We start from the raw sequence: 20740 nt of genomic DNA, 5'->3' as shown, positions 1-20740 counted from the left end.
GAAGTTTTCTTTCCATAGTCGGCAGCATCAGCAGAGAAACTGGCTTTGCAGTCTGGGCATTGAATCGATACCGATTCGCGACTTCGAAAACTGGAACTGGATCGTCGACGCGCGGTCGAGCTTTTTCCAGACCTTCGAGTTTTGCCTTCGTCTGCTTCCGAGGGAGTTCCATTAAGCTTTCTCCTACCGGGTGTCCTCTTTACTTCAGGCTCGTTTCTTACTTTGAGTTCGCTCTCCGCAGGTACACGCACGGCCGCTTCACAGCCCGGACAACGAACTTTAAAGGGACGTTCTTTAGGACGAACCTTGCAACGATGGTCACACTTCGGACAGCTGAGAAATATAGCCTGACTCACCGTTGCCTCCCGAAAGAGTTAAGAAGTAATGACTCGGTTCAATCTGCTGATCGATAGTTGGTATTAATTACAGTGTACGGAAAACCACAATCAGATTCGACTCCAAGAACTACTTGCAAGAACTCAGAATTCCAGTTTGCGATCTTCAGATTATCTGAGAACGCGAAAACCTGTTCCGTTAGATCTTGCTTCCGTGCGATAACTGGGATTTTTCCTTGAATCATCTTTAGAGCCGAGCGTCGTCGCTCCGAACAAACCCGATGATAATCTGACATATTTTTGCGACATATTTTTGCGACATGCGAAGTCAATCAGTTTGCATGCTAACCCTAATATCTCGATTGCTCAGCATCTTCAAAGCATCCCACGTTCAATGATAAACAGAAAAACGGCAGAACCAAGCTCATCGATATTGATCTCAGGTGTTGTCCAATAGTGAGGCATGCGCGACTAAAGTGCATGCGTGTCCTGTTCATTCTGATACAACAACATTGTTTAACTGGTTTGTTGTATAGGTATTCGAGTTTACTGGAGAACTAAATCCAAAAGAAATCGCTATAAAATGGACTATTTCCACAGATCAATGCCAGTCCTGATTAAGTTGTCAGTAATAATTACTTATACTTTTGACTCGATTCATATTGAAGAGTATCAATATTCATAAAAGGACGTTGCATTACTTTGTTCTCCAGACGGCGTTAATCAAAACGTTCCCATGTCAGGAATAGCGGGCCAGGATCCTGTAAGTCTGAGAGAAGTTACTTTCATCATTGTTGTCTGGATTTTAAAGGCTGTAAGCAATCTGCAACACGTAAGGTCCTTTTCGTACCTTCTAATTATCCACAAGACGACAATTTCATTCAAACAGGGGAGATTATTCTTAATGGTACAGTCGATTCTCGATATGCCCGTTAGCGACTTGGAGCTGATGCTCAACAAGCAGAAAAAGCGAATTATTGAACTCGCGAAAAAACGTGACAAACTCCGAGCAGAGCTCGACACTGTCGAAAGCGAGCTTGAAAACCTGGGGGTTGCAAGTGCTCCAAAACGCTCGAAGTTAGTGCGTCGTCCACGTGTTAAAAACAAAATGCCCCTGCACAAAACTGTATACGAAGTTCTTGAACAGAACCCCAAAGGCCTGACCATCAACGAACTCAAAGATAAAGTTCTCGAAACCGGTTATCAAACCAAAAGTGCCGATTTCGGAAACGTACTTTATCAATGTCTTTACAACCGTCCCAAGATGTTCCGTAAAGATGACAAAACCGGCGCTTACAAAGTGGTTGGCAAGACAACTCGTAAAAAATCCTGAACCACCATTTATAACAGTTCAGAATACTGAAAAGCTGAGCATAAAAGTCTGCTGAGGATTTTCAAAAAAGGGGATGTATTTACATCCCCTTTTTTAATGCGCTCATTTTTAATCTGAATTGTGCGACTCGTTCTTCGAGCCCACTCATCACCTTAAACATGATCGATTTGAGTAAAATAGTTCGCCGTCGCCATGAGGTCAGGTTCCAAATTAAGATCAGAAGACAGAGATTTAAACATGGTTATTTGCTTCGGACGTTCTTGAAGACCGACCAATTCTGTCACAGTCGGGCAATCGGGCAACCATCCACCTATTTTAGTTAGCCCCATCGCTTTCGCTTTCTTCGTCATTCCCAACATCAACTGTCGAATCAACTCGGGACTGTCATCACGACAAACCCAGTCATTGATCTCTCCCACACCATCTTTGATTCCGACCCGGACAAATCCTGACAGTTCACCATCTGCATTTTTTATTCCCCAGAAAAAGTCGTTTGGGAACTTTCGCAGGGTATAGTCCCAATATTCTTCATCACGCAAGATACCGATAGGACGTTGATTTATCGTTGGCTGATGCAGATTCATCAATGCATTCAGTTCATCCCGTGGAGCGATCTCAGCCAGATCAGGAACGGAATCGAGCCGTTCCTCCGACCATTCGTCGGACACAAACCAACCCGACTTCGAAGGGGCCTCCTGATATGCCATCTTCTGATAATACTTCAGTGAAATATCACAGTAGAGAACGCTCAATTCGATCCCTCGTTCCGCCTCGTACTTTTCGGTGAAATCAATCAGTAACTCAGCATACCCGAGCTTTCTGAAATCAGCGTGTGTGTGAACGGAACCAATCTGAATTCCTTTCACTGTTCGTCCGCCAACTTGAAACAGCGTTGGAAAACTCTGGAGCGAAGTCGCGACTTTCCCATCAATGGTTCCCACAAAATAATTGGCTCGCAACGACTTTGGCGAGTCTTTGCGTTTCGCCACATGAAGATCAATATCTGAGTCCGTTGGCCAGACATCGAATACATTCCGGTGGGCGGTTAGAATTTCCTCCGCCGATGCGGGGTGGCAATCAAGTTTTGAACTCACGCGCTTTCGCTCCTGTTTGAACTGGATCCCGAACGTGGCTGACCGACATACTACGTGGGCTATCCACCTACGGACTTGTTTCCACACTTTAACGAGTTAACATTCGTTCCGAAACTATTCACCGAACTGGCCACTGTCTTCCTACGGGATGCGGCAAGCTCGTTCGACAGTTTTTATCGTCTCCTAATCCATGTAAGACGCGACTATGTCCAGCAAATCCAAATACCAATCTCTTCCCGAAATCAAACTTCTGACAGAGATGATGAGCATCCCCGGTAAAAGCCGGGAGGAAGCACAGATCGCCGGTTACATTAAAGAGAAACTGCTCGGCGCCGGTCTTCCAGAAAAACAAATCCGCCATGATCAAGCTCACAAAAAGACCGTCCCACCAGGAGAAGTCGGCCACTTAATTGTCAAACTTCCCGGGACCCGTCGCGGACCACGTCGTTTGCTGATGTCCCACATGGATACCGTCCCTCTCTGTGTCGGTTGCAAACCCATCATCGATGGCGAATATATTCAATCCGCCGATCCTAAAACCGCCCTGGGTGCCGATAATCGAAGTGGCTGTGCCGTTCTGCTGAATACACTGTTAACCATTCTGCGAGAAGGACTCGATCATCCCCCGCTGACCTTCCTCTGGCCCATTCAAGAAGAACTCGGCCTACGTGGAATTCGCCAACTTGACACGCGAAAACTGGGAAACCCGAAACTCTGTTTCAACTGGGACGGACGTGATCCGAACGTGTTGATTAAAGGAGCCACGGGCGATATCGCCATGACGATCCAGATCGACGGCATCGCCAGTCACGCAGGTGTTCATCCCGAAGAAGGCGTCAACGCCCTGATGGTCGCCAGTCTGGCTCTCGCCGATCTGCAGGAAAACGGATGGCATGGACTGATTGAGAAAGGGAAACAACGCGGCACTAGCAACGCTGGAATCGTCGAAGGAGGCAACGCAACCAACGTCGTGATGTCGCATTTCACTTTGCATGCAGAATCGCGTAGCCACAATGCCAAATTCCGCCAGCGCATAGTCGATCAATGGCGAAAATCGTTCGAAAAAGCGATACGTACTTTAAAAAACATCCATGGAAAGAAAGCCGAATTGTCTTTCGAAACCTATCTCAAGTATGAATCGTTCTGCCTGGAAGAAACGGAACCGACCTTACTTGCAGCCAAAGCGGCAATTGAAAAACTGAAGATGAAACCGTTCGCCTCCATCGCTAACGGTGGACTGGATGCGAACTGGATGACCGAATTCGGCTTTCCCACGGTCACTCTCGGGGCAGGGCAGATGAATCCCCACACAGTCCGCGAGCAACTTCATATTCCCAGTTTTCTGACCGCCTGCCAAGTGGGGCAAGTCCTTGCCACGGCAACAGAAAACGACTGATCAGTTTCGTCTGAAGTTTCGTTCGAGTACACTGGGACCGGACTTGCATAAAATGATGTTGCAACACATTTTGAGTTAACACCGTCGTTCAAGCCCGGTTCATTCTCTGGATCTCCAATCAGACAGACCCTATATTACTTTCCGGCAGACCGCCCGCAGCTTCCGAGATATTCATGCCTCCAACCTCAACCGAACTTCAATCGACGCTGAGTAAATTACAGAAGCTGATTGAACCAGAACTGGAACGGTTCCTCCAGCTTTCTCCTGATTGTCCCTCCCGGCTCCAGGAGTCGATGAGCTACAGCCTGCTCGCCGGTGGCAAACGATTACGCCCCGCCCTCGTATTGATTGCCTGCGAAGCTTGTGGAGGCGACCTGCAGGCCGCTCTTCCCGCCGCCTGTGCCATCGAAATGGTGCACACCTACTCTTTAATCCATGATGATCTTCCCGCCATGGATGATGACGACTTACGCCGCGGTCACCCCACCAATCATCGCCAGTTCGACGAAGCAACCGCCATACTAGCGGGAGATGGCCTACTCACCTACGCATTTGAAGTCATCGCCAACCATCAAAAGCCCGAATCGGCTGCCTTGTCCTGCGTTCTGGAGCTTTCCGCCGCGGCTGGCCCGGAAGGCATGGTCGGTGGACAAATGGCCGATTTACAGGCGGAAACGGAAACGATCACCGAACTCGATGGCCTCGAAAAGATTCACTTCCGGAAAACAGGCAGATTATTGCGCGCCGCTCTCCGAATGGGGGCCATAACTGGCGGTGCGGACGACTTAACTCTTTCTGCGCTAAGTGAATATGGGTATTGTTTGGGATTAGCCTTTCAAATTACCGACGACCTACTGGACATTACCGGAAATCAGGCGAAAATGGGCAAAGCGGTGCAAAAGGACCAATCGCACGGCAAAGCCACTTATCCCGGATTACTCGGTGTCGAAGCGAGTCGGGAACGAGCGGCACAGTTGGTTCAACGTGCCCGGGAACTGATTTCCCCACTTGGTAATCGCAGTCAGCAGCTGGAGCAGCTGGCGAATTTTGTTCTAGAGAGAGATCACTAGAGCATACTGATTTAATGTCTTACGGATTTAGTTGCCGCCAGCATCGCTCGATGCTCAGGCCGGCTCGATATCTGTCACGAAATATGCTGGACAAGATCAAATGGAATTTCCGAAACTGTCTCAGATTCAGTCTCCCCGAGACATCAAAGACTACTCCGATCAGGAATCGGATGAACTCGCGCAGGAAATTCGCGAGGCGCTCTATCAGGTCGTTTCCGACCGCACCGCACACTTCGCCAGTAACCTGGGCGTTGTTGAGCTTTGCATCGGTCTGCACCAGATATTTGATTTCTCCAAAGACCGCTTAATCTGGGACACCGGGCACCAAATCTACCCCCACAAACTGGTCACGGGGCGGTTCAATGAATTCACAACGATCCGTCATCAGGGGGGCCTGATGGGCTACCCCCATCCGGGGGAAAGCCCCTACGACCTGTTCATGACGGGGCATGCCGGTTGCAGTGTCTCCACCACGCTGGGACTGAAAGCGGCCGACGATCTACTTTACCCGGAAGACGACCGAAAATCAGTCGCTGTGATCGGCGACGGCGCGCTTCCTTCCGGCATTGTTTTTGAGGCGATGAACAATGCTGCCGGGCTCAACAAAGATATGCTGGTCATTCTAAATGACAACAAAATGGGGATCTGCCCTCGCGTGGGTGGGTTAGCCTCTTACCTCGACAAAGCCCGCACAGCCCCCTTCTACAACGGTCTCAAAAAAGATGTCTCATGGTTGCTGAACAAGCTCCCCGTTCTGGGTGAACCTGTGGCCGAACAGTTAATGCATTTCAAAGATGCCGTCAAAACTTATTTGCATGGCGGCATGTTGTTCGAAGAAATGGGCTTCCGCTACATCGGCCCTGTCGACGGACACGATCTGCCACGGCTCAAAGAAGCTCTGCGAATGGTGAAAGATGTCAAAGGCCCTGTCTTATTGCATGTCTTCACCGAAAAAGGCCACGGCTTTGAACCCGCCTGTGCAGACCCAGTGACATTCCATTCTCCCGCTCCTTTCGAACGGGATGAAAACAACGAAATAGTCCCCATCAAGAAAAGTTCCAGCCCGGCCTACACGAATATCGTCAGCCAGACTGTTTATGATCGCATGGAACGGGATGATAAAGTCGTCATCATGACCGCCGCCATGTGCGCGGGGAACAACCTCGACAAAATTCGCGATGACTTCCCGGAGCGTTTCTTCGACGTCGGCATCTGCGAAAGTCATGCAGTTGCCTTCGCCGCCGGGATGGCCAAATCGGGCGCGCGGCCTATTGTCGATATTTACAGTACGTTCCTGCAGCGAAGTTTTGACCAAATCTTCCAGGAAGTCGCTCTGCAGAATCTTCCTGTGACGTTCTGCATGGACCGGGCCGGAATCTGCGGACCGGACGGACCTACGCATCACGGCGTGTTTGACAATTCTTACATGCGTATCTTCCCGAACATGGTTGTCACCGCTCCTGGCGATGCTTCCGATGTCGCCCCATTACTCGACTTCGCTTTAACTTATGACGGACCGGTTTCGCTTCGCTACCCCAAATGTTCCGCAGCAACCGTTGAACGACAGGTCGCTCCTATCGAACTCGGGAAGTCAGAAGTCTACAGCAGCGGTGCCGACGGCACCATTATTGCCTGCGGGGCACTCTTCCCGGATTGTATTGAAGCGGCCAATCTGCTGAAGGAAAAAGGACTCGACGTTGGAGTCATCAACGCTCGGTTCATCAAACCCCTGGATACGGAAACGATCTTCAAAGCCCTTGACGAGACTGGTTTTGTTCTGACCGTTGAAGAAAATGTTATCGCAGGTGGATTCGGTTCTGCTGTCTTGGAAGCCGCTAACGGTGCAGGCCTCCGCACAGGCCACCTTCGCTGTCTCGGTATTCCGGATGAGTTCGTTGAGCATGGCGATCGAGCAGAACTGCTTTCCGGCCTGGGACTCGACGCTGAAGGCATCGCCCGCGCAGCGGAATCGATGGCAGGCCAGAACAGCCTTATCTAAAGGCCTTCTGTAATGAAGAGTCTCTGTAGGGAGACTCAACATGGAGATTCAACAGGCGACGTCACTTCTCAATGGGAAAGCGGATATATTCTGGCGGCACCTGATCGGCCAGCCAGATCAATTCGTTCCCCAGATAAAAGGGCACTCCCGCCTGATCAGCTCGCCCCGCATCAATTTCCAGAATAACGGGACACGCGGCTTTTCGTTTGCCTACAAGTGTTGCCGTTTCGCGATCGGCGGAGCAATGCACGTATTGCCGTGCCATTGGTAACAGACCTGCTTCTGCAATTAGCGAGACTGTCTCGGGGCTGGTACCGTGAAATAGCAATTCCGGCGGAACAGCGGGTTGTTTGCGAATAACTTGAGCCAGTGAATGTCCGTAGTGCGCTCGGATTTTTCCATCTTCGATCTCAAACCGCTTTTTGTCAGAGGAATCCACGATCTGTTCAATATGAGTGATCGTGAGATGTTGCCATTCGTGTCGTGTCTCCTGCAGCGTCGTCAGGAGTTGTAAGACAGGCGTCCAACCTTCCTCATCCAATTCCAATTCATAGAGCCAGGGTTCGTGCCGCAATGCGTGCGACATCGTTTTGCTGACACCGACCCGCTCTCGTTTTTCTAATAGAGGTTCTTTCGCGTCCATTTATTTTCCTCTCTGTAATGCAGCAGACTGCTTCTCTACTACCAGTTTCTCGAATCTATTTACGAGAACAGAGAGTCCCGAGAGCGACAGGTTCGCAGAAATTATTGGAAAATACCAATAGTCGATTATCCCCCGAAGGCTCCGTAGCGTCGCGTCCCCCGGTGATAGGCAATTCGGTTGAGGACTAGCAGAATGAAAATCCACATAGCTTCAATGGAAAGTTCGTTGATTAATTCCGCATGCGTATATTTGGGAGCACCCGACGGATCAGTCAGCATGATCGACGCGGGAAAGTACGCGAGATACTTAAGCGGTAACATCTTCATCCAGGTCCCCCACGGATCAGGGATCCAGTCGAGAGGAATCATGTGACCGGAGAGAAAGAAGTTGAACATCATATAGATGAACAAAAGCGAGCTGACTTCCAGAAACCAGAAGGAAATCATGCCGATCAGTGCTTCGATCAGAAATCCGACCATGAAAGCCATCATTAGCGAAAGAATCCAGGCGCAGATCGTAAAGCCATCCGGCCAACCGGGCAGGTAGGCTCTACAGAGAAAGAAAACAAGCAGAAATGGCCCCGTTGCCATGACGTAATACACGATCTTGTGAGCCACACGATGCCAGAAAAGATACCCCAGCATATCGATGGGTTGCGTCAGATACTTTTTGATCGTGCCGTCGCGCACATCTCGAGAGATACCTGTCGCTAACCCCGGCATGCTTGAAAAGGCTCGACCCAACATGGCGAACAGATAATACGCCACCATATTGGGGAACGTGTATCCGTTGAGTTCCGTTTTCTGGCTAGAACCGGACCAGACCCCATAAATCGCCCCCCACAAAAATATCTGAGTGATAATGGGGAAAAAGCGGAGTAATGTTGCGAAGGCAAAATCACCTCGGTATACGAGGCGTTCCTCAATACAGATTCGCAAAATGGTTCCGATAGTTCGCGAACGGGCCGCAATCGACATGAAAGAACTCTTAATACGAGAGCAATGTTAACTCGATGTTTCAAATTAAAATAATACGGGCGCCGGGCTCAGACGAAGAACACTGAAGTCAAACAGGGGATTCTTCCGGTAGAACCGACGGTTCATCAGAATCTCGATCACTCGTGAACAATTCCGCGATCACTTCTTCGAGCGGCCGTTCCTGTACACCGACATCTTCAATTGTGTATTGAGACAATAAATTGGTGAGGATCTCTGGAATCTTGTTCCGAGGGACCTGTAGCTTCACCCTGGGAGGAGTTGATTCCTGAATAGTACCGTAGCGTTCCAGACCCGCAGGAATTTCTGTCCCGGCGAAGAGCAGATCGATGATCTTATATTTGCTGAAGCGATCCAGAATCTCCACCAGTGGACCATCATGTTTGACTTTTCCGCCGTTGATGATGATCGCTCGGCTACACAGAGCCTCGACATCCTTCATGTAATGGCTGGTCAGGACGACAGTTATTTTGCGTTCCTGCTGGTAATACCGGAGGAATTCCTGCACGCGTCGCTGGGACACGACATCAAGTCCGATCGTCGGTTCATCCAGCAGCAGTACTTCCGGGCCATGGAGCAGGGCGGCAATCAGTTCCATCCGCATCCGTTCCCCGAGCGACAATTCACGGACTGGCTGGCCAACCAGTTTTTTGACTTCCAGCAACTCAGTCAATTCTTCGACGCGATTATCGAACGTCTTATTATCGATTCGATAAATTTCTTTGTGCAGTCGGAATGATTCCTGAGCGGGCAAATCCCACCAGAGCTGATTTTTCTGCCCCATTACGAGCGAAAATCGACGGCGATAGTCGTTATGGCGTTCCCAGGGTGTATACCCCAGAACTTTCGCATCGCCCGATGTAGGAAAAATCAGGCCGGAGAGTAATTTGAGCGTCGTCGTTTTTCCGGCACCATTTGGTCCGAGAAACGCGACCATCTCTCCTTTTTCGATCTGGAAACCGACTTTTTCAACTGCGTGAACTTCGGAATATTCACGATGAAACAACCCCGTAATGGAGGCCATCAGCCCCTCACGCTTACGGTAGACGCGGTAAGTCTTCGACAGATTATTTACTTCGATAGCAGGCATGAGCATATCATAGAGGGCTCATGCCTGCTGGTCGAGTCTTGCTTCCCTGTGAGGGGATTATTTGGAAACAGTTTGTTTCGCTTTGGATCGCAATACATTGATGTAGTCCGTCGAGATGTTCAGGACTTCATTGTTGTAATGCTCATCCGGGAACAGGGGACCATTTTCATCGTCCTGAGCCGCTTTCACGATTTTCTCTTCGAGGCTTTCCTCTTCAAGATCTTCCTGGCGATCTTTTCGCAGGGCGGCTTCGTTCAAGGTGACTTTCTTGCGATTCTTACGTTCTTCGTAACGGGCGATTTGTCGCAAATCTTTGTTAAACCCATCGTTCTGGCTGATCCGCTGAGCTGACCGTTTCTGCAGCATCGTGACAATGTCCGGCAGAACGAGTCCGAAGTTATCGTGTTCGGCAACTTCAATCTCATCGAACGCCAACGCATTGTCGAGATACTTTTCGCCCAGTTCACCGTGATCAAGAATCGAAGGCAATGTGACATCCGATTCAACACCCCGGTTCTGAGTGCTCTCACCATTCACCCGGTAGAACTGGTTGATAGTCAGTTTCAGTGCCCCATTCGGTTTGCCGACAGGGAATCCGAAAGTCGATTTCTGCACCGGCATCACGTGCTGGACAGTTCCTTTACCATGAGTGGTTTCATCACCGACGATGATACCTCGTTTGTAGTCTTTGATCACGCCTGCAAAGATTTCAGAAGCGGAAGCGGACAGTCGGTTACAGACCACCACCAGAGGACCGCGATAGGCAACCGCATTGTTGTCATCAGACTGCACAGAGACGCGGCCTTCTTTACTTTTCACCTGAACGACGGGGCCGTCTTCAATGAAGAGACCGGAAACGTCAATCGCTTCAGACAGAGCTCCACCACCGTTGTCACGCAGGTCGATAATGATTCCATCCAGTTCCTTACCACTTTTCTGGGTCTCTTCCTGGAAATCAATCAGAACCTGCAAGACGTCGCGGGCAGTGCTGCGAACATTAACATCATTATTGTCATTCCGACTGAAGTCGTGATAGAAAGAAGGAATTTTGATCACACCGACGCGACCTTTTCCATTCTCGACACGCGTTTCGAGATCGATAATTTCACCCTGAACGGCGTCCTCTTTCAGTTCGACTTCTTTTCGAACGAGTGTGTAATGCACAATGTCGTCCGTTTTGCCTTTCTGAACTTCCAGTTGGACTTCGGTATCGGCTGGCCCACGAATAAAGCGAACCACACGGCTTAGCTTCATTTCGCGAATGTCTTCAAACTGATCCTCGGCCTGGCCTTCCTGTCCGACTCTCACAATGACATCACCTGCTTCGAGACGGCCATCTTTATCGGCGGCCCCACCCGGAATAATCCGGTGGATTACAGTCAAACCATCTTCAGATCGGAGTGAAGCACCGATACCAGTTAACTTCAGGCTCATCTGAATCTGGAAGTCTTCCAGTGTCTGCGGTGACATATAGCTGGTATGTGGATCGAGTGAATGAGTCAATGCTCCGATATACATTTCGAAGACTTCGAAATCCTGCGTTTGTGCCAAGTTGGAATAGAGACGTTCGTATCGTTTAGTTAATCGTTCCACTGGATCGTAAACAGGTTTTTTCTTTTCTTCGTCTGCTTCGGTTTCGTTGCTTTTTTCGTTTTTCTCGTTGGCGAGTTTCAAATTGAGGATGTCAAACTTGATCCGTTTCCGCCAGCGTTCATTGAGTTCTGCCTTTGATGTTGCCCATTCGAGTTCATCACCATCAGTGATCAGGAACTCATCAACAGTGAAATCGTGATTCTCATTTATCAGAACCATAGCCACATCAACCCGCTCTTTAACACGTTCTTTGTACAAATTGAACGCATCAAACGCGAACTTCACGTCCCCCCCTTTGAGGTAGTCGTCCAGTTTGAGTTCCTGTTTCTTTAGTTCGTCGATGTCACTTTTGTAGAAATATTGTTTCTGCGAATCGAGTCCATCAATGAATTCATGGAAAACTTTGGCCGACACTTCGTCGCCAATAACAGGATGGCTGATGTGATGTTCTGCGAGCAGTTCACAAACCAACTTCGTCGTTGATTCCTCAACCGATTCCGCCGGGGCAAAACTGTTCGCCAGAAAGACGAAACCGGCAAAACAGATCACGAGTGTGAACAAAGCGGAGGCAGAACGAGCTTTTTTGGGCAGTTTCATATGTTATACAACCTGTACACATCTAAAGCGTTTACGATATGAACGACTCGTTCCCGAACGGGAGGAAGGAGGCTGAAAGTCGGTATGAGAGGACAACCATTTTCGCACTCGGCATCTGAGTTTAAAGTATTTCAGTCAAACCGGATGGCTCGAAAAGACTTACTCAGAAAAATGTGATGACATCTTAACCTCTTGGATATTATCGGAAATATAAAAATCCGGCAAGAGGTTATCCTGAACCCACTAACTTATCCCATTGACAGGGTTTAGGTTACACATCCACACCATCTCTTCCGATAGGGAGAAAGTCCCATTAAACCAACTGATGTAAGCCAATTGCAGATACGTGCGTCGCTATTGTTGAACAACTCGATATTAATACGAGTTTAACGGCACGAAAGTTGGAAATCTCGCTCAGTTCGTCCCGTCAGGGCGTCGTAACACAGCGCGGAACACTACTTCCGCTATGAACGAACAACTGATTTCGCCCTTTGCTTTCGGAGTGCTTTAAGGCTTTGATCGCCCGATTCATCACCTGGTCCGAGGAATCGGTAGGACGACAGAAAGCGTAACCGAATGACGCAGTCAGCAGGACTTCACTGTCACTCGTATTTAACCTGAAACTTCCGTGCCGAACTGTGTGTCGCAATTGATGAGAAAACTTGGTTCCAGCCGACAAGTCCGTTTCAGGGAGAAAGAGACAAAGCGTATCGTCATCCAGACGGACGACCAGATCTTCTTCTCGGAGACTCGCCTGTGCGAGTTCTGTCAGCTGTTTAAAAAGATGCTCGGTGGAAGCAGGACCAAAACGTTCTTTGAACGTCTCCTGTTTATTCATTTTAAGCAGCAGTAAACCACCCGTTTGCTGATTCTGTTTTAAATGCCCGACCAGGTTCTCAAGGTTCTGCGTTACGGTCGAGGAATCAGGAATGTCGAGCGAATGATCGACCGGGGCTAACTGCCAGTTGAGCGGAACAGGCTCTTGTGGTTTAGCAGTCGCTTTGGTGGTTGCCGAACTGGGTTTTAAACGAGAGAGGACTTGACCAAGAGAATCGATCAATCCTGACTGTTTGCGTTCCAACTGTTCGGTCTGACGAGAATTCAGATTCAGTTTAGGAATCGAATTCAACCGTCGACAGGCTTGTTCAGCCGCTTCTAGTTGTTGCAGAACTGCCGGCAGGAACCGAGAGGCATCACGTGCCAGTTTGCGAATCTGCCAGCGGAGATTATTTTTGCCGTACCAGTACCCGATCCCAAACCCAACGACAGACGCAATCGTCGTGCAGAACGATAGCGTCAGAATAACATGGGCTGAAGGCTGGCCCAGTTGCGCAAGGATAGAGTGACTGAACATGATTCTTAACTCTCGATGAGGATCAGTGGGGAGACCGAGGGATCTCTGCAGGTGTTTGCCTGTAAAGAATAGGTCATTCCGACTGTCTACTCGCGAGTTCATTGCTAACCGGAATCGAGGCGCACCGAACTTCGTATCAATTGTAATGATTATTCGGGCACTCTGAGTATATGGAAGACAGCAACGAGCATCTCGTTGCGAATTATTCCGCGGTGGCCTGAGTCAACAAATCGGCGACCAGGGCGTCTAGCTCTTTCAACCCCTCGTTCGGTTTCACTTCGTAGTGACCCGCGAAGTAATGGGCGACTTTCCCGTCAGGACCGAGTACCACCCACAGTGGCAGCTGGCCGGCGCTGATTTGTGGGTTGCCGAATTTCTGCAACAGTTCGCCGTCGTCCAGCGTGATCGGATAACTCAGGTTCATGAACCGGGTCGTTTTCTTGATCTGCAGCATGGCCGAACGTTTCTGTTGCGGATCGGAAAGGCGGGGATCGACAGCGATACCGTAAACCTTGATACCCTCTTTCTCGCGTTGATTATACAGGTAATCGAGATATCCTGTCTGCCCGTAAGGAGCCTTCAACGATTGATCCTGATAACGCCAGAAATGCAGAATAACAGGTTTGCCTGCATAATCGGCTTTATCAATGTTGGCATTCTTTAAAGTAACCAACTGAAATTCGGGAGGTTCTTTTCCGACGAACTTCTCTGAAAGCGCCGCCATCGAATCGGCCCGTTCCTCGCCCAGTTCTGTTTGCAATTCGATTTTACGAACGAGTGACTCAAGCGGGGTATTGGCGGATTCCGTTTTGAGAGCAGTAAGCTGGGCACGCGTTAAATCAAGCTGATCTTTATTCAATTCTTCAACCGGGATGTATAGATCGACTTTCAAATCCCGTTGCAGATTCGCGAGCGAGGACCAAATTTTGGAAATCGCAGTCCAGGCATTTTCTTCGAGTGGGAGTTGTTCTTCCAGTTTCCAGTCGAGCTGAAAACGATCTCCCTGACCAACGAAGACCGTTTGACGCGCCGCCGTGACCAAACCACTCTCGCCTTTGACGGTCAATTCCTGATGCCGACTCAGGTTATGTTTCATTTTCACCGACCAGGAAGACGAGTCCTGAGCATTTTTCGCAACGGTGTATTCGAACGGTAATTCTTCCCAAGCCGCATTCTCTTTCAAGCGATCCAATTGTTCGAACCAGGGAGCACGGAAAGCGACTTCATATTCTTTGTCGTCATATGAATTGAGCAACATCCATTCTCGACCTGATTGAGCATTCTGGGCACTGTTGTAAGTCAATGCCCCGAACTGTTGCGACCAGTGCCAACCCCCGCTACCGTTTTCGCTGATGACGTAGTTCATGATGACTTCATCATTTACAGCCTGATCCACAAAGGCATCAATCTGAAAACGTTTGACTTCCTGTCCACGATCCTGTTTGTTATCGGGAAAATGAGTTAACGACCCCCGATAGATATAGTGCGCCGGAAACTCAGCAGCGACAGCGGAAAGACCTGTCAGTAAACCAAGCATCAAGCAGGTCGCGGATGTGAATCGAGTCAGCAGGAAGGTCCGCATAAACGGCTCCTCAGTGGACGGGTTTAAGTGGACGGGTTTAAGTGGGCAGGATTGGGTGGAAGGAAGGCTGTCTACCGGCCGTTGTCCATTCCAGGACTAAACGGCTAGAACAGGGGCGGGGTGGATACCTTTAGCAGCGAGCTGCACTCTATCTTCGCGAACCTCAACTCAGGAAGCAACCAAATTAGCCTCAAACGAAGCGGAAATGCGCAACTGGTGAACTGTTGATCTACACTAAGAAACCTCTTCGAGGACCGTATCACTGACGAGAATGGGCAGGGCAGGGTCAAAGTGCGCTGCCAGAGCGATCGCGTCGGAAGGTCGACTGTCGATTTCGATCAGTTCTCCCTCGTGCTGCACGCGAATGACGGCGAAATAAGTATGCTCTTTGAGATCCGTGACAATCACGTCCTGAATTTCGCCTCCCAGCGATTCGATACTGTTCTTGAGCAAGTCGTGCGTCATCGGACGGGGGGGATGGTCACCCGTAACCCGCCTGTTAATACTGGACGCTTCGAACAGTCCGATCAAAATCGGAAAAGTACGCTCCCCATTAACTTCCTTCAGATAGATTACCTGCTGGTCGTTGATTTCACTGATAATAATCCGAGAGAGCTCCATCTGAACCAGCACGGTTGGTCCTCCCCTGAACAATGTCAGGCCATTCTAAATTGTCACCGAATTGTTACTGAATTGAATTCGTCCGGTCTTGGACGTAAACACAGAATAGAATCTCATCCCGTGCGTCAGTTTCATTATACGACGGGAGTTTTCCGGAAGGTAACCGTCTCGAAATAAAATCAGGAAAGCTGACTGATAATTTCTTCGATACTCGCCAGTTGCTTCTGCCGTGTCGCCAAGGTTTCGCGGACATTTGCCACAACATCTTCCGGGGCGCGCTCCACGAAATTTTTGTTTTCCAGTTTCTTTTCGATACCGGTGATAACGCCTCTAAGGTTGTCTGCCTCTTTCTGTTGTCGTTTTAGTTCTCCCTGCAGATCGACAATTCCTTCGAGGGGAATGAATCCATCGGCATCGTCCAGAGCAAACGAAGCAGAAGCAGGGGGGCGTTCCACATTAGTTCCTGCTCCTTCGAGGACTGCTCGGGCCAGGTTTTTAAATTGCTCGGAAACATTCTGCATGTCACTCGCAACCAAATCCTCGCAGCGCATTAGCAATGTCAGTTCCGTCGAGGGCGGAATGTTATAAATAGCCCGCACGTTCCGAATCGCAACAATCACTTCCTGTAACCGGACGAAGCGGGACTCCAATTGAGTATCAATCCACTCAGTGGGAAATTCTGGCCAAGCCGCCTGCATGACGCTTTTCTCAGCCGGTTCGACTTTGAGAAGCCCACGTTCGGGCGCAATCTCCGCCAACCGTTGCCACAGTTCCTCGCAGATGAAAGGAGTAAATGGTTGCAATAAGCGGATCAGTGAATCCAGTACTCCAACCAGAACTCGTTGAGCAACCGGTTTCAGCTTTTCATCACGGAGACGAGGTTTAATCATCTCCAGGTACCAGTCACAAAATTCATTCCAGGTGAAATCACGCAATGTCCGAGTCGCGGCGTCAAATTGATAGCGGCCGAGAAGCTCTGTCAATTCCGCAGTTGTCTTCGACAATCGGCTTAGAATCCAACGGTCTTCCAATTGAAGATCACTCTCGGAGACTTCTCCCGGGGTGTAACCTTCCAGGTTCATCATCGCGAACCGGGCCGCATTCCAGAATTTGTTACAGAAGTTCCGGCCATACTCGAATCGTTCACTGACGACACGGGCAACTTCCTGATCTGCATCGGGCTCGAACCACGCACTGGAGAACTGGAATGACTCTTTGCATTTAGGACATTCAATTCGAGGTTTGTCTCCCCCGGAGGGAGTCATTTTCTGATGTTCCAACTTTTGCGGAATCACTTCGCCACATCCGGGACATTCATAACCGACCGGCAACCGGACATCCTGAGTCTCCCCGGCGAACGAGGCAATCGTAAACCGGACAGCGTCGGTTCCGTACTTATCGATCAAGTCCATCGGATCGACGCCATTCCCCTTGGATTTCGACATTGTCTGTCCAAAGCCGTCGAGGATTTTCGGATGGATACAGACATGGCTGAAAGGAATATCTTTCATGTTGTACAAGCCGGCGAGCACCATTCTCGCCACCCACAACGTGATGATATCCCGACTGGTCACCAGCACGGAACCGGGATAGAAGTGATCGAGAACCTCGTTCGTGCCGGAAGGGGTGTCACTGAATTCTTCCGAACCTACCCGGGGTGGATTCTGTTCGGTATTAGGCCAACCGAGTGTTGCATGGGGCCAGAGTGCAGAACTGAACCAGGTATCGAGTACATCATCATCACGAACAAGTTGGTGCTGCGCTCCTAGCGCATCTTCCTCAAGGTCGTGCTCGGAGCAGACCAACCAGACACCATTCTCTTCGTCAAGTCGATAACTGACATCGTCACGGTCCGCAAAAGCGGCTTTCAGATCATCCTCAGTGCAGGTCGAACAGTACCAGATAGGAATCTGATGCCCCCACCATAACTGACGGCTAATGCACCAATCTCGTTTTTCACCCAGCCAGTCGAGATACGAGTTCCGATAGCGGGCGGGAAAGAAGCGAACGCGATTGTCTTCCACTGCATCAATCGCCGATTGAGCCAGGTCATCCATACGAACGAACCACTGGTCAGACAGATAAGGTTCAACAGGGGTCTTAGAGCGATCGGAATGTTTCAGATCAATTTTGCGTGCTTCGACTTCAACGAAATAGCCCATCGTCTCCATCTCGGCCACTATCGCTTCGCGAACTTCGTATCGATCCTGCCCCGCGAACTTTCCGGCGTTTTCATTCATCGTGCCATCGGAATTGAGAATATTGATCATCTCAAGGTCATGTCGCATTCCGCAGGCATAGTCGTTGGGGTCATGGGCGGGAGTTACTTTCACGGCCCCCGTGCCCATCTCCATTTTCGCCAGCAGGGCATCGGCAACGATTGGAATCTCACGACCATTGATCGGAATACGAACTTTGGATCCCACCAAGTCTTTATACCGTTCATCGGAGGGATGCACACAAAGCGCACTGTCACCCAGCATCGTTTCCGGACGTGTCGTGGAGAACGCGATTTTCTTATCGGAGCCGACAACCGGATAAGTGAATGTCCAGAAGTGACCATCGACTTCTTCACTGAAGACTTCGTCGTCAGCGACGGCTGTCTGCAGAAAAGTATCCCAGTTGACCAACCGCTTACCGCGATAAATTAAACCATCGTCGAATAATTTGTAGAACGTCCGACGAACGGCCTGAGAGCAGACCTCATCCAGAGTAAAGCGAGTGCGCCGCCAGTCGCAGCTGGCTCCCAATTTTTTCAGCTGGTTCAGAATTCGATGTTCGTACGCATCTTTCCAGATCCAGATCCGATTGACGAGTGCCTCGCGACCAATGTCATGCCGAGTGAGACCCTCTTCTTCAAGCATTCGCCGTTCGACGACCGCCTGAGTCGCAATTCCTGCGTGGTCAGTCCCGGGCATCCATAATGCCGAGTAACCCTGCATTCTTCGCCAGCGGGTAAGCAGGTCCTGAATGGTCCCGTTCAGTGCATGCCCCATGTGCAGCGCCCCCGTCACGTTGGGGAGCGGAATCATGATCGTATGGGGCTTCTTTTTCGGATCGGGTTCGGCATCAAAAAGATGATTTTCCTCCCAGAAAGAGAACCACTTCTGCTGGGCCTGTTCCGGATCGTACTGCTTGGGGATTTCGGTCGTCATGTCGTTTGAGTTTGCTCGTGGCTTCGTTTTGCCCGCCTTGTGAGTCGTATCAGGTCGATTCACTTCAGAAGGCGTAAGGAGAAAGTGCAGACTCCGAAACTGACCCTCTGAAATGGGCCAGGACGAAGTATCGCTAAGGGTGTTGCAGGTGGATTGTTAAATCGGTATCAACTTTTTTCGTCGGTGGTCACCAGTTCTCTGGCAAAGGTTCCGGCGTCTTTCAGTAGTTTGTACTCGACGCTGTCGATGAGGGCAATCCAGCTCGCTTCGATGATGTTCTCGCTGACACCAATTGTGCTCCAGACGTCTTTGTCGTCCTGGCTTTCAATGACAACTCGAACGCGGGCAGCGGTCCCTTCGGTGGAATTGATCACTCGTACTTTGTAATCAACCAGATGCATGCTCGCCAGATTCGGATAGCTGGTTGTCAGGGCTTTTCTCAAAGCCTGATCCAGGGCGTTCACAGGTCCGTCCCCTTCGGCCACCTCATGGAAAACCTGACCGTCCACAGAAACTTTAACCGTCGCTTCTGTGATGGGTTCCTGTCCCTCTTCCGTCTTCACATTCACTCGGTAGTGAATCCGTTTGAACTGGGACTGGTAAATGCGGGCTTCTTTCATGACGAGCAGGTCAAATGTCGCCTCGGCAGCTTCAAACTGGTAACCTTCGTTTTCCTGGTCCTGCACACGCATCAGAATCCGGGCCATCAGCTCGGGATCCTGGTCGAGGTGGTATTTGCTGGTTTTGGCGACGATGTTAGAACGCCCTGAGAGTTCACTCACCAGAATACGTCGCGAGTTCCCAACCGTTTCGGGTTCGATGTGTTCATAGCTGTGAGAGAATCGATTGACGGCGGAGACATGCATGCCCCCTTTGTGTGCAAATGCTGACATTCCTACGAAAGGTTGCCCCGACCGGAAATTCATATTCGCCAGTTCGTAAACATAGCGGGACAGTTCCGTCAGGTGTTCAATGCCGTTTTCTGCCAGAACATCATAACCGAGTTTAAGCGACAAATTCGCGGCAACGCTGATCAGGTCGGCATTTCCACATCGTTCCCCGAGTCCGTTGATCGTTCCCTGAACTTGAACGGCTCCGGATTGAACCGCCCGTAGAGAATTGGCAACCGCCAATTCGCAGTCATTGTGACAATGGATTCCCACAGGAATATTGATTTCCGCCTGTACTTTGGTCAGTGCTTCTTCGACCCAGTCAGGCATGCTCCCGCCGTTGGTATCGCACGGCACGATGATATCAGCGCCCGCTGCTTCTGCCGCTTTGATAGTTTGCAGGGCGTAGTCCGGGTTCGCTTTAAATCCATCGAAGAAATGCTCGCAGTCATACACGACTTCGCGACCTTCCGCTTTGAGGAAGGCAATGGAATCCCGAATCATCGCCAGGTTTTCCTCGAGGTCGACGCGTAAAACTCCCGTTACGTGTAAGTCCCAAGTCTTCCCCACAACTGTAATGACGGGTGCCTTGGAATCTCGCAGGGCCTTCATGCAATCGTCGTCTTCAGCCGCAACTCCTTTACGACGAGTCATTCCGAATGCCGTAATCTTCGCGTGCTTCAGCTCGATATCCGCAATCTGCTGGAAGAATTGCTCGTCTTTGGGATTGGAAAGCGGGTAACCACCTTCAATGTAATCAAAGCCAAAGCGGTCCAGCATCTGAGCAATTGCGAGTTTATCCTGCAACGAAAAATTGACGCCTTCTCCCTGGCTACCATCGCGTAAGGTTGTGTCGTAGAGCTTTATACGGGCCATGTTGGTTTCTGTTCTGGAAAATTTAAAATTGAGTCTCGTCCCCAAAACCGATTCGACAGGCGATCGGGAAACAAAAAAACCCTCAGGAAGGTGTCCCGAGGGTTGGTTGATTTATTC

At 50.0% G+C, this 20740-nt stretch carries 14 protein-coding genes; 4 read left to right on the top strand and 10 right to left on the bottom strand.

The window, feature by feature from the left end; all coding sequences use genetic code 11:
• Nucleotides 1–1239: 1239 nt before the first annotated feature.
• A complete protein-coding gene (locus Pla110_RS09875; protein ID WP_144995614.1) occupies nucleotides 1240–1668 on the top strand; it encodes a hypothetical protein in 429 nt (142 codons plus the stop codon).
• 152 nt (nucleotides 1669–1820) lie between these two features.
• On the opposite strand, the gene Pla110_RS09870 is transcribed toward Pla110_RS09875, so the two are convergent.
• The gene (locus Pla110_RS09870) at nucleotides 1821–2762 is read right to left on the bottom strand and encodes a GNAT family N-acetyltransferase (protein ID WP_197440631.1); all 942 of its coding nucleotides are present in this window, start codon (nucleotides 2760–2762) and stop codon (nucleotides 1821–1823) included.
• 205 nt (nucleotides 2763–2967) lie between these two features.
• On the opposite strand from Pla110_RS09870, the gene Pla110_RS09865 reads away from it, so the two are divergent.
• The 3 genes from Pla110_RS09865 (at nucleotide 2968) to dxs (ending at nucleotide 7227) form a co-directional block, all read left to right on the top strand.
• Complete coding sequence (locus Pla110_RS09865) at nucleotides 2968–4158, top strand: M20/M25/M40 family metallo-hydrolase (protein WP_144995612.1); 1191 nt, start codon at nucleotides 2968–2970, stop codon at nucleotides 4156–4158.
• Between the two features lie 173 nt (nucleotides 4159–4331).
• Nucleotides 4332–5228 carry a polyprenyl synthetase family protein gene (locus tag Pla110_RS09860; protein WP_144995611.1) on the top strand — a complete coding sequence of 299 codons (897 nt, stop codon included), beginning with the start codon at nucleotides 4332–4334 and terminating at the stop codon, nucleotides 5226–5228.
• A gap of 100 nt (nucleotides 5229–5328) precedes the next feature.
• Nucleotides 5329–7227, top strand: a complete 1899-nt coding sequence (gene dxs, locus Pla110_RS09855) for a 1-deoxy-D-xylulose-5-phosphate synthase (protein WP_144995609.1) — start codon at nucleotides 5329–5331, stop codon at nucleotides 7225–7227.
• 61 nt (nucleotides 7228–7288) lie between these two features.
• Here dxs and Pla110_RS09850 read toward each other — a convergent pair whose 3' ends face one another.
• The 9 genes from Pla110_RS09850 to cimA form a co-directional block, all read right to left on the bottom strand.
• A complete protein-coding gene (locus Pla110_RS09850; RefSeq protein ID WP_144995607.1) occupies nucleotides 7289–7870 on the bottom strand; it encodes an RNA 2'-phosphotransferase in 582 nt (193 codons plus the stop codon).
• A 125-nt stretch (nucleotides 7871–7995) separates the two neighbouring features.
• The gene (locus Pla110_RS09845) at nucleotides 7996–8847 is read right to left on the bottom strand and encodes an ABC transporter permease (RefSeq protein WP_144995605.1); all 852 of its coding nucleotides are present in this window, start codon (nucleotides 8845–8847) and stop codon (nucleotides 7996–7998) included.
• Between the two features lie 88 nt (nucleotides 8848–8935).
• Nucleotides 8936–9955 (bottom strand): ABC transporter ATP-binding protein, encoded by a 1020-nt coding sequence (locus tag Pla110_RS09840; protein WP_144995603.1) that lies wholly within the window; start codon nucleotides 9953–9955, stop codon nucleotides 8936–8938.
• 57 nt (nucleotides 9956–10012) lie between these two features.
• A complete protein-coding gene (locus Pla110_RS09835) occupies nucleotides 10013–12145 on the bottom strand; it encodes a carboxy terminal-processing peptidase (RefSeq protein ID WP_144995601.1) in 2133 nt (710 codons plus the stop codon).
• Between the two features lie 427 nt (nucleotides 12146–12572).
• Nucleotides 12573–13499, bottom strand: a complete 927-nt coding sequence (locus Pla110_RS09830; protein WP_197440630.1) for a GGDEF domain-containing protein — start codon at nucleotides 13497–13499, stop codon at nucleotides 12573–12575.
• 202 nt (nucleotides 13500–13701) lie between these two features.
• Entirely contained in the window at nucleotides 13702–15081 is a 1380-nt protein-coding gene (locus Pla110_RS09825) for a peroxiredoxin family protein (RefSeq protein ID WP_144995597.1), read from the bottom strand.
• Nucleotides 15082–15315: 234 nt separating this feature from the next.
• Nucleotides 15316–15714: a bifunctional nuclease family protein gene (locus Pla110_RS09820; RefSeq protein WP_144995596.1), complete on the bottom strand. Its 399-nt coding sequence runs from the start codon at nucleotides 15712–15714 to the stop codon at nucleotides 15316–15318.
• Between the two features lie 167 nt (nucleotides 15715–15881).
• Nucleotides 15882–18857: a valine--tRNA ligase gene (locus Pla110_RS09815; RefSeq protein WP_144995594.1), complete on the bottom strand. Its 2976-nt coding sequence runs from the start codon at nucleotides 18855–18857 to the stop codon at nucleotides 15882–15884.
• 167 nt (nucleotides 18858–19024) lie between these two features.
• Nucleotides 19025–20623 (bottom strand): citramalate synthase, encoded by a 1599-nt coding sequence (cimA, locus tag Pla110_RS09810; RefSeq protein ID WP_144995592.1) that lies wholly within the window; start codon nucleotides 20621–20623, stop codon nucleotides 19025–19027.
• Between the last annotated feature and the right edge of the window lie 117 nt (nucleotides 20624–20740).

Origin of the sequence: Polystyrenella longa (genome assembly GCF_007750395.1) — a bacterium.
Lineage (GTDB): Bacteria > Planctomycetota > Planctomycetia > Planctomycetales > Planctomycetaceae > Polystyrenella > Polystyrenella longa.
This window is presented reverse-complemented; position numbering and strand designations above follow the sequence as displayed.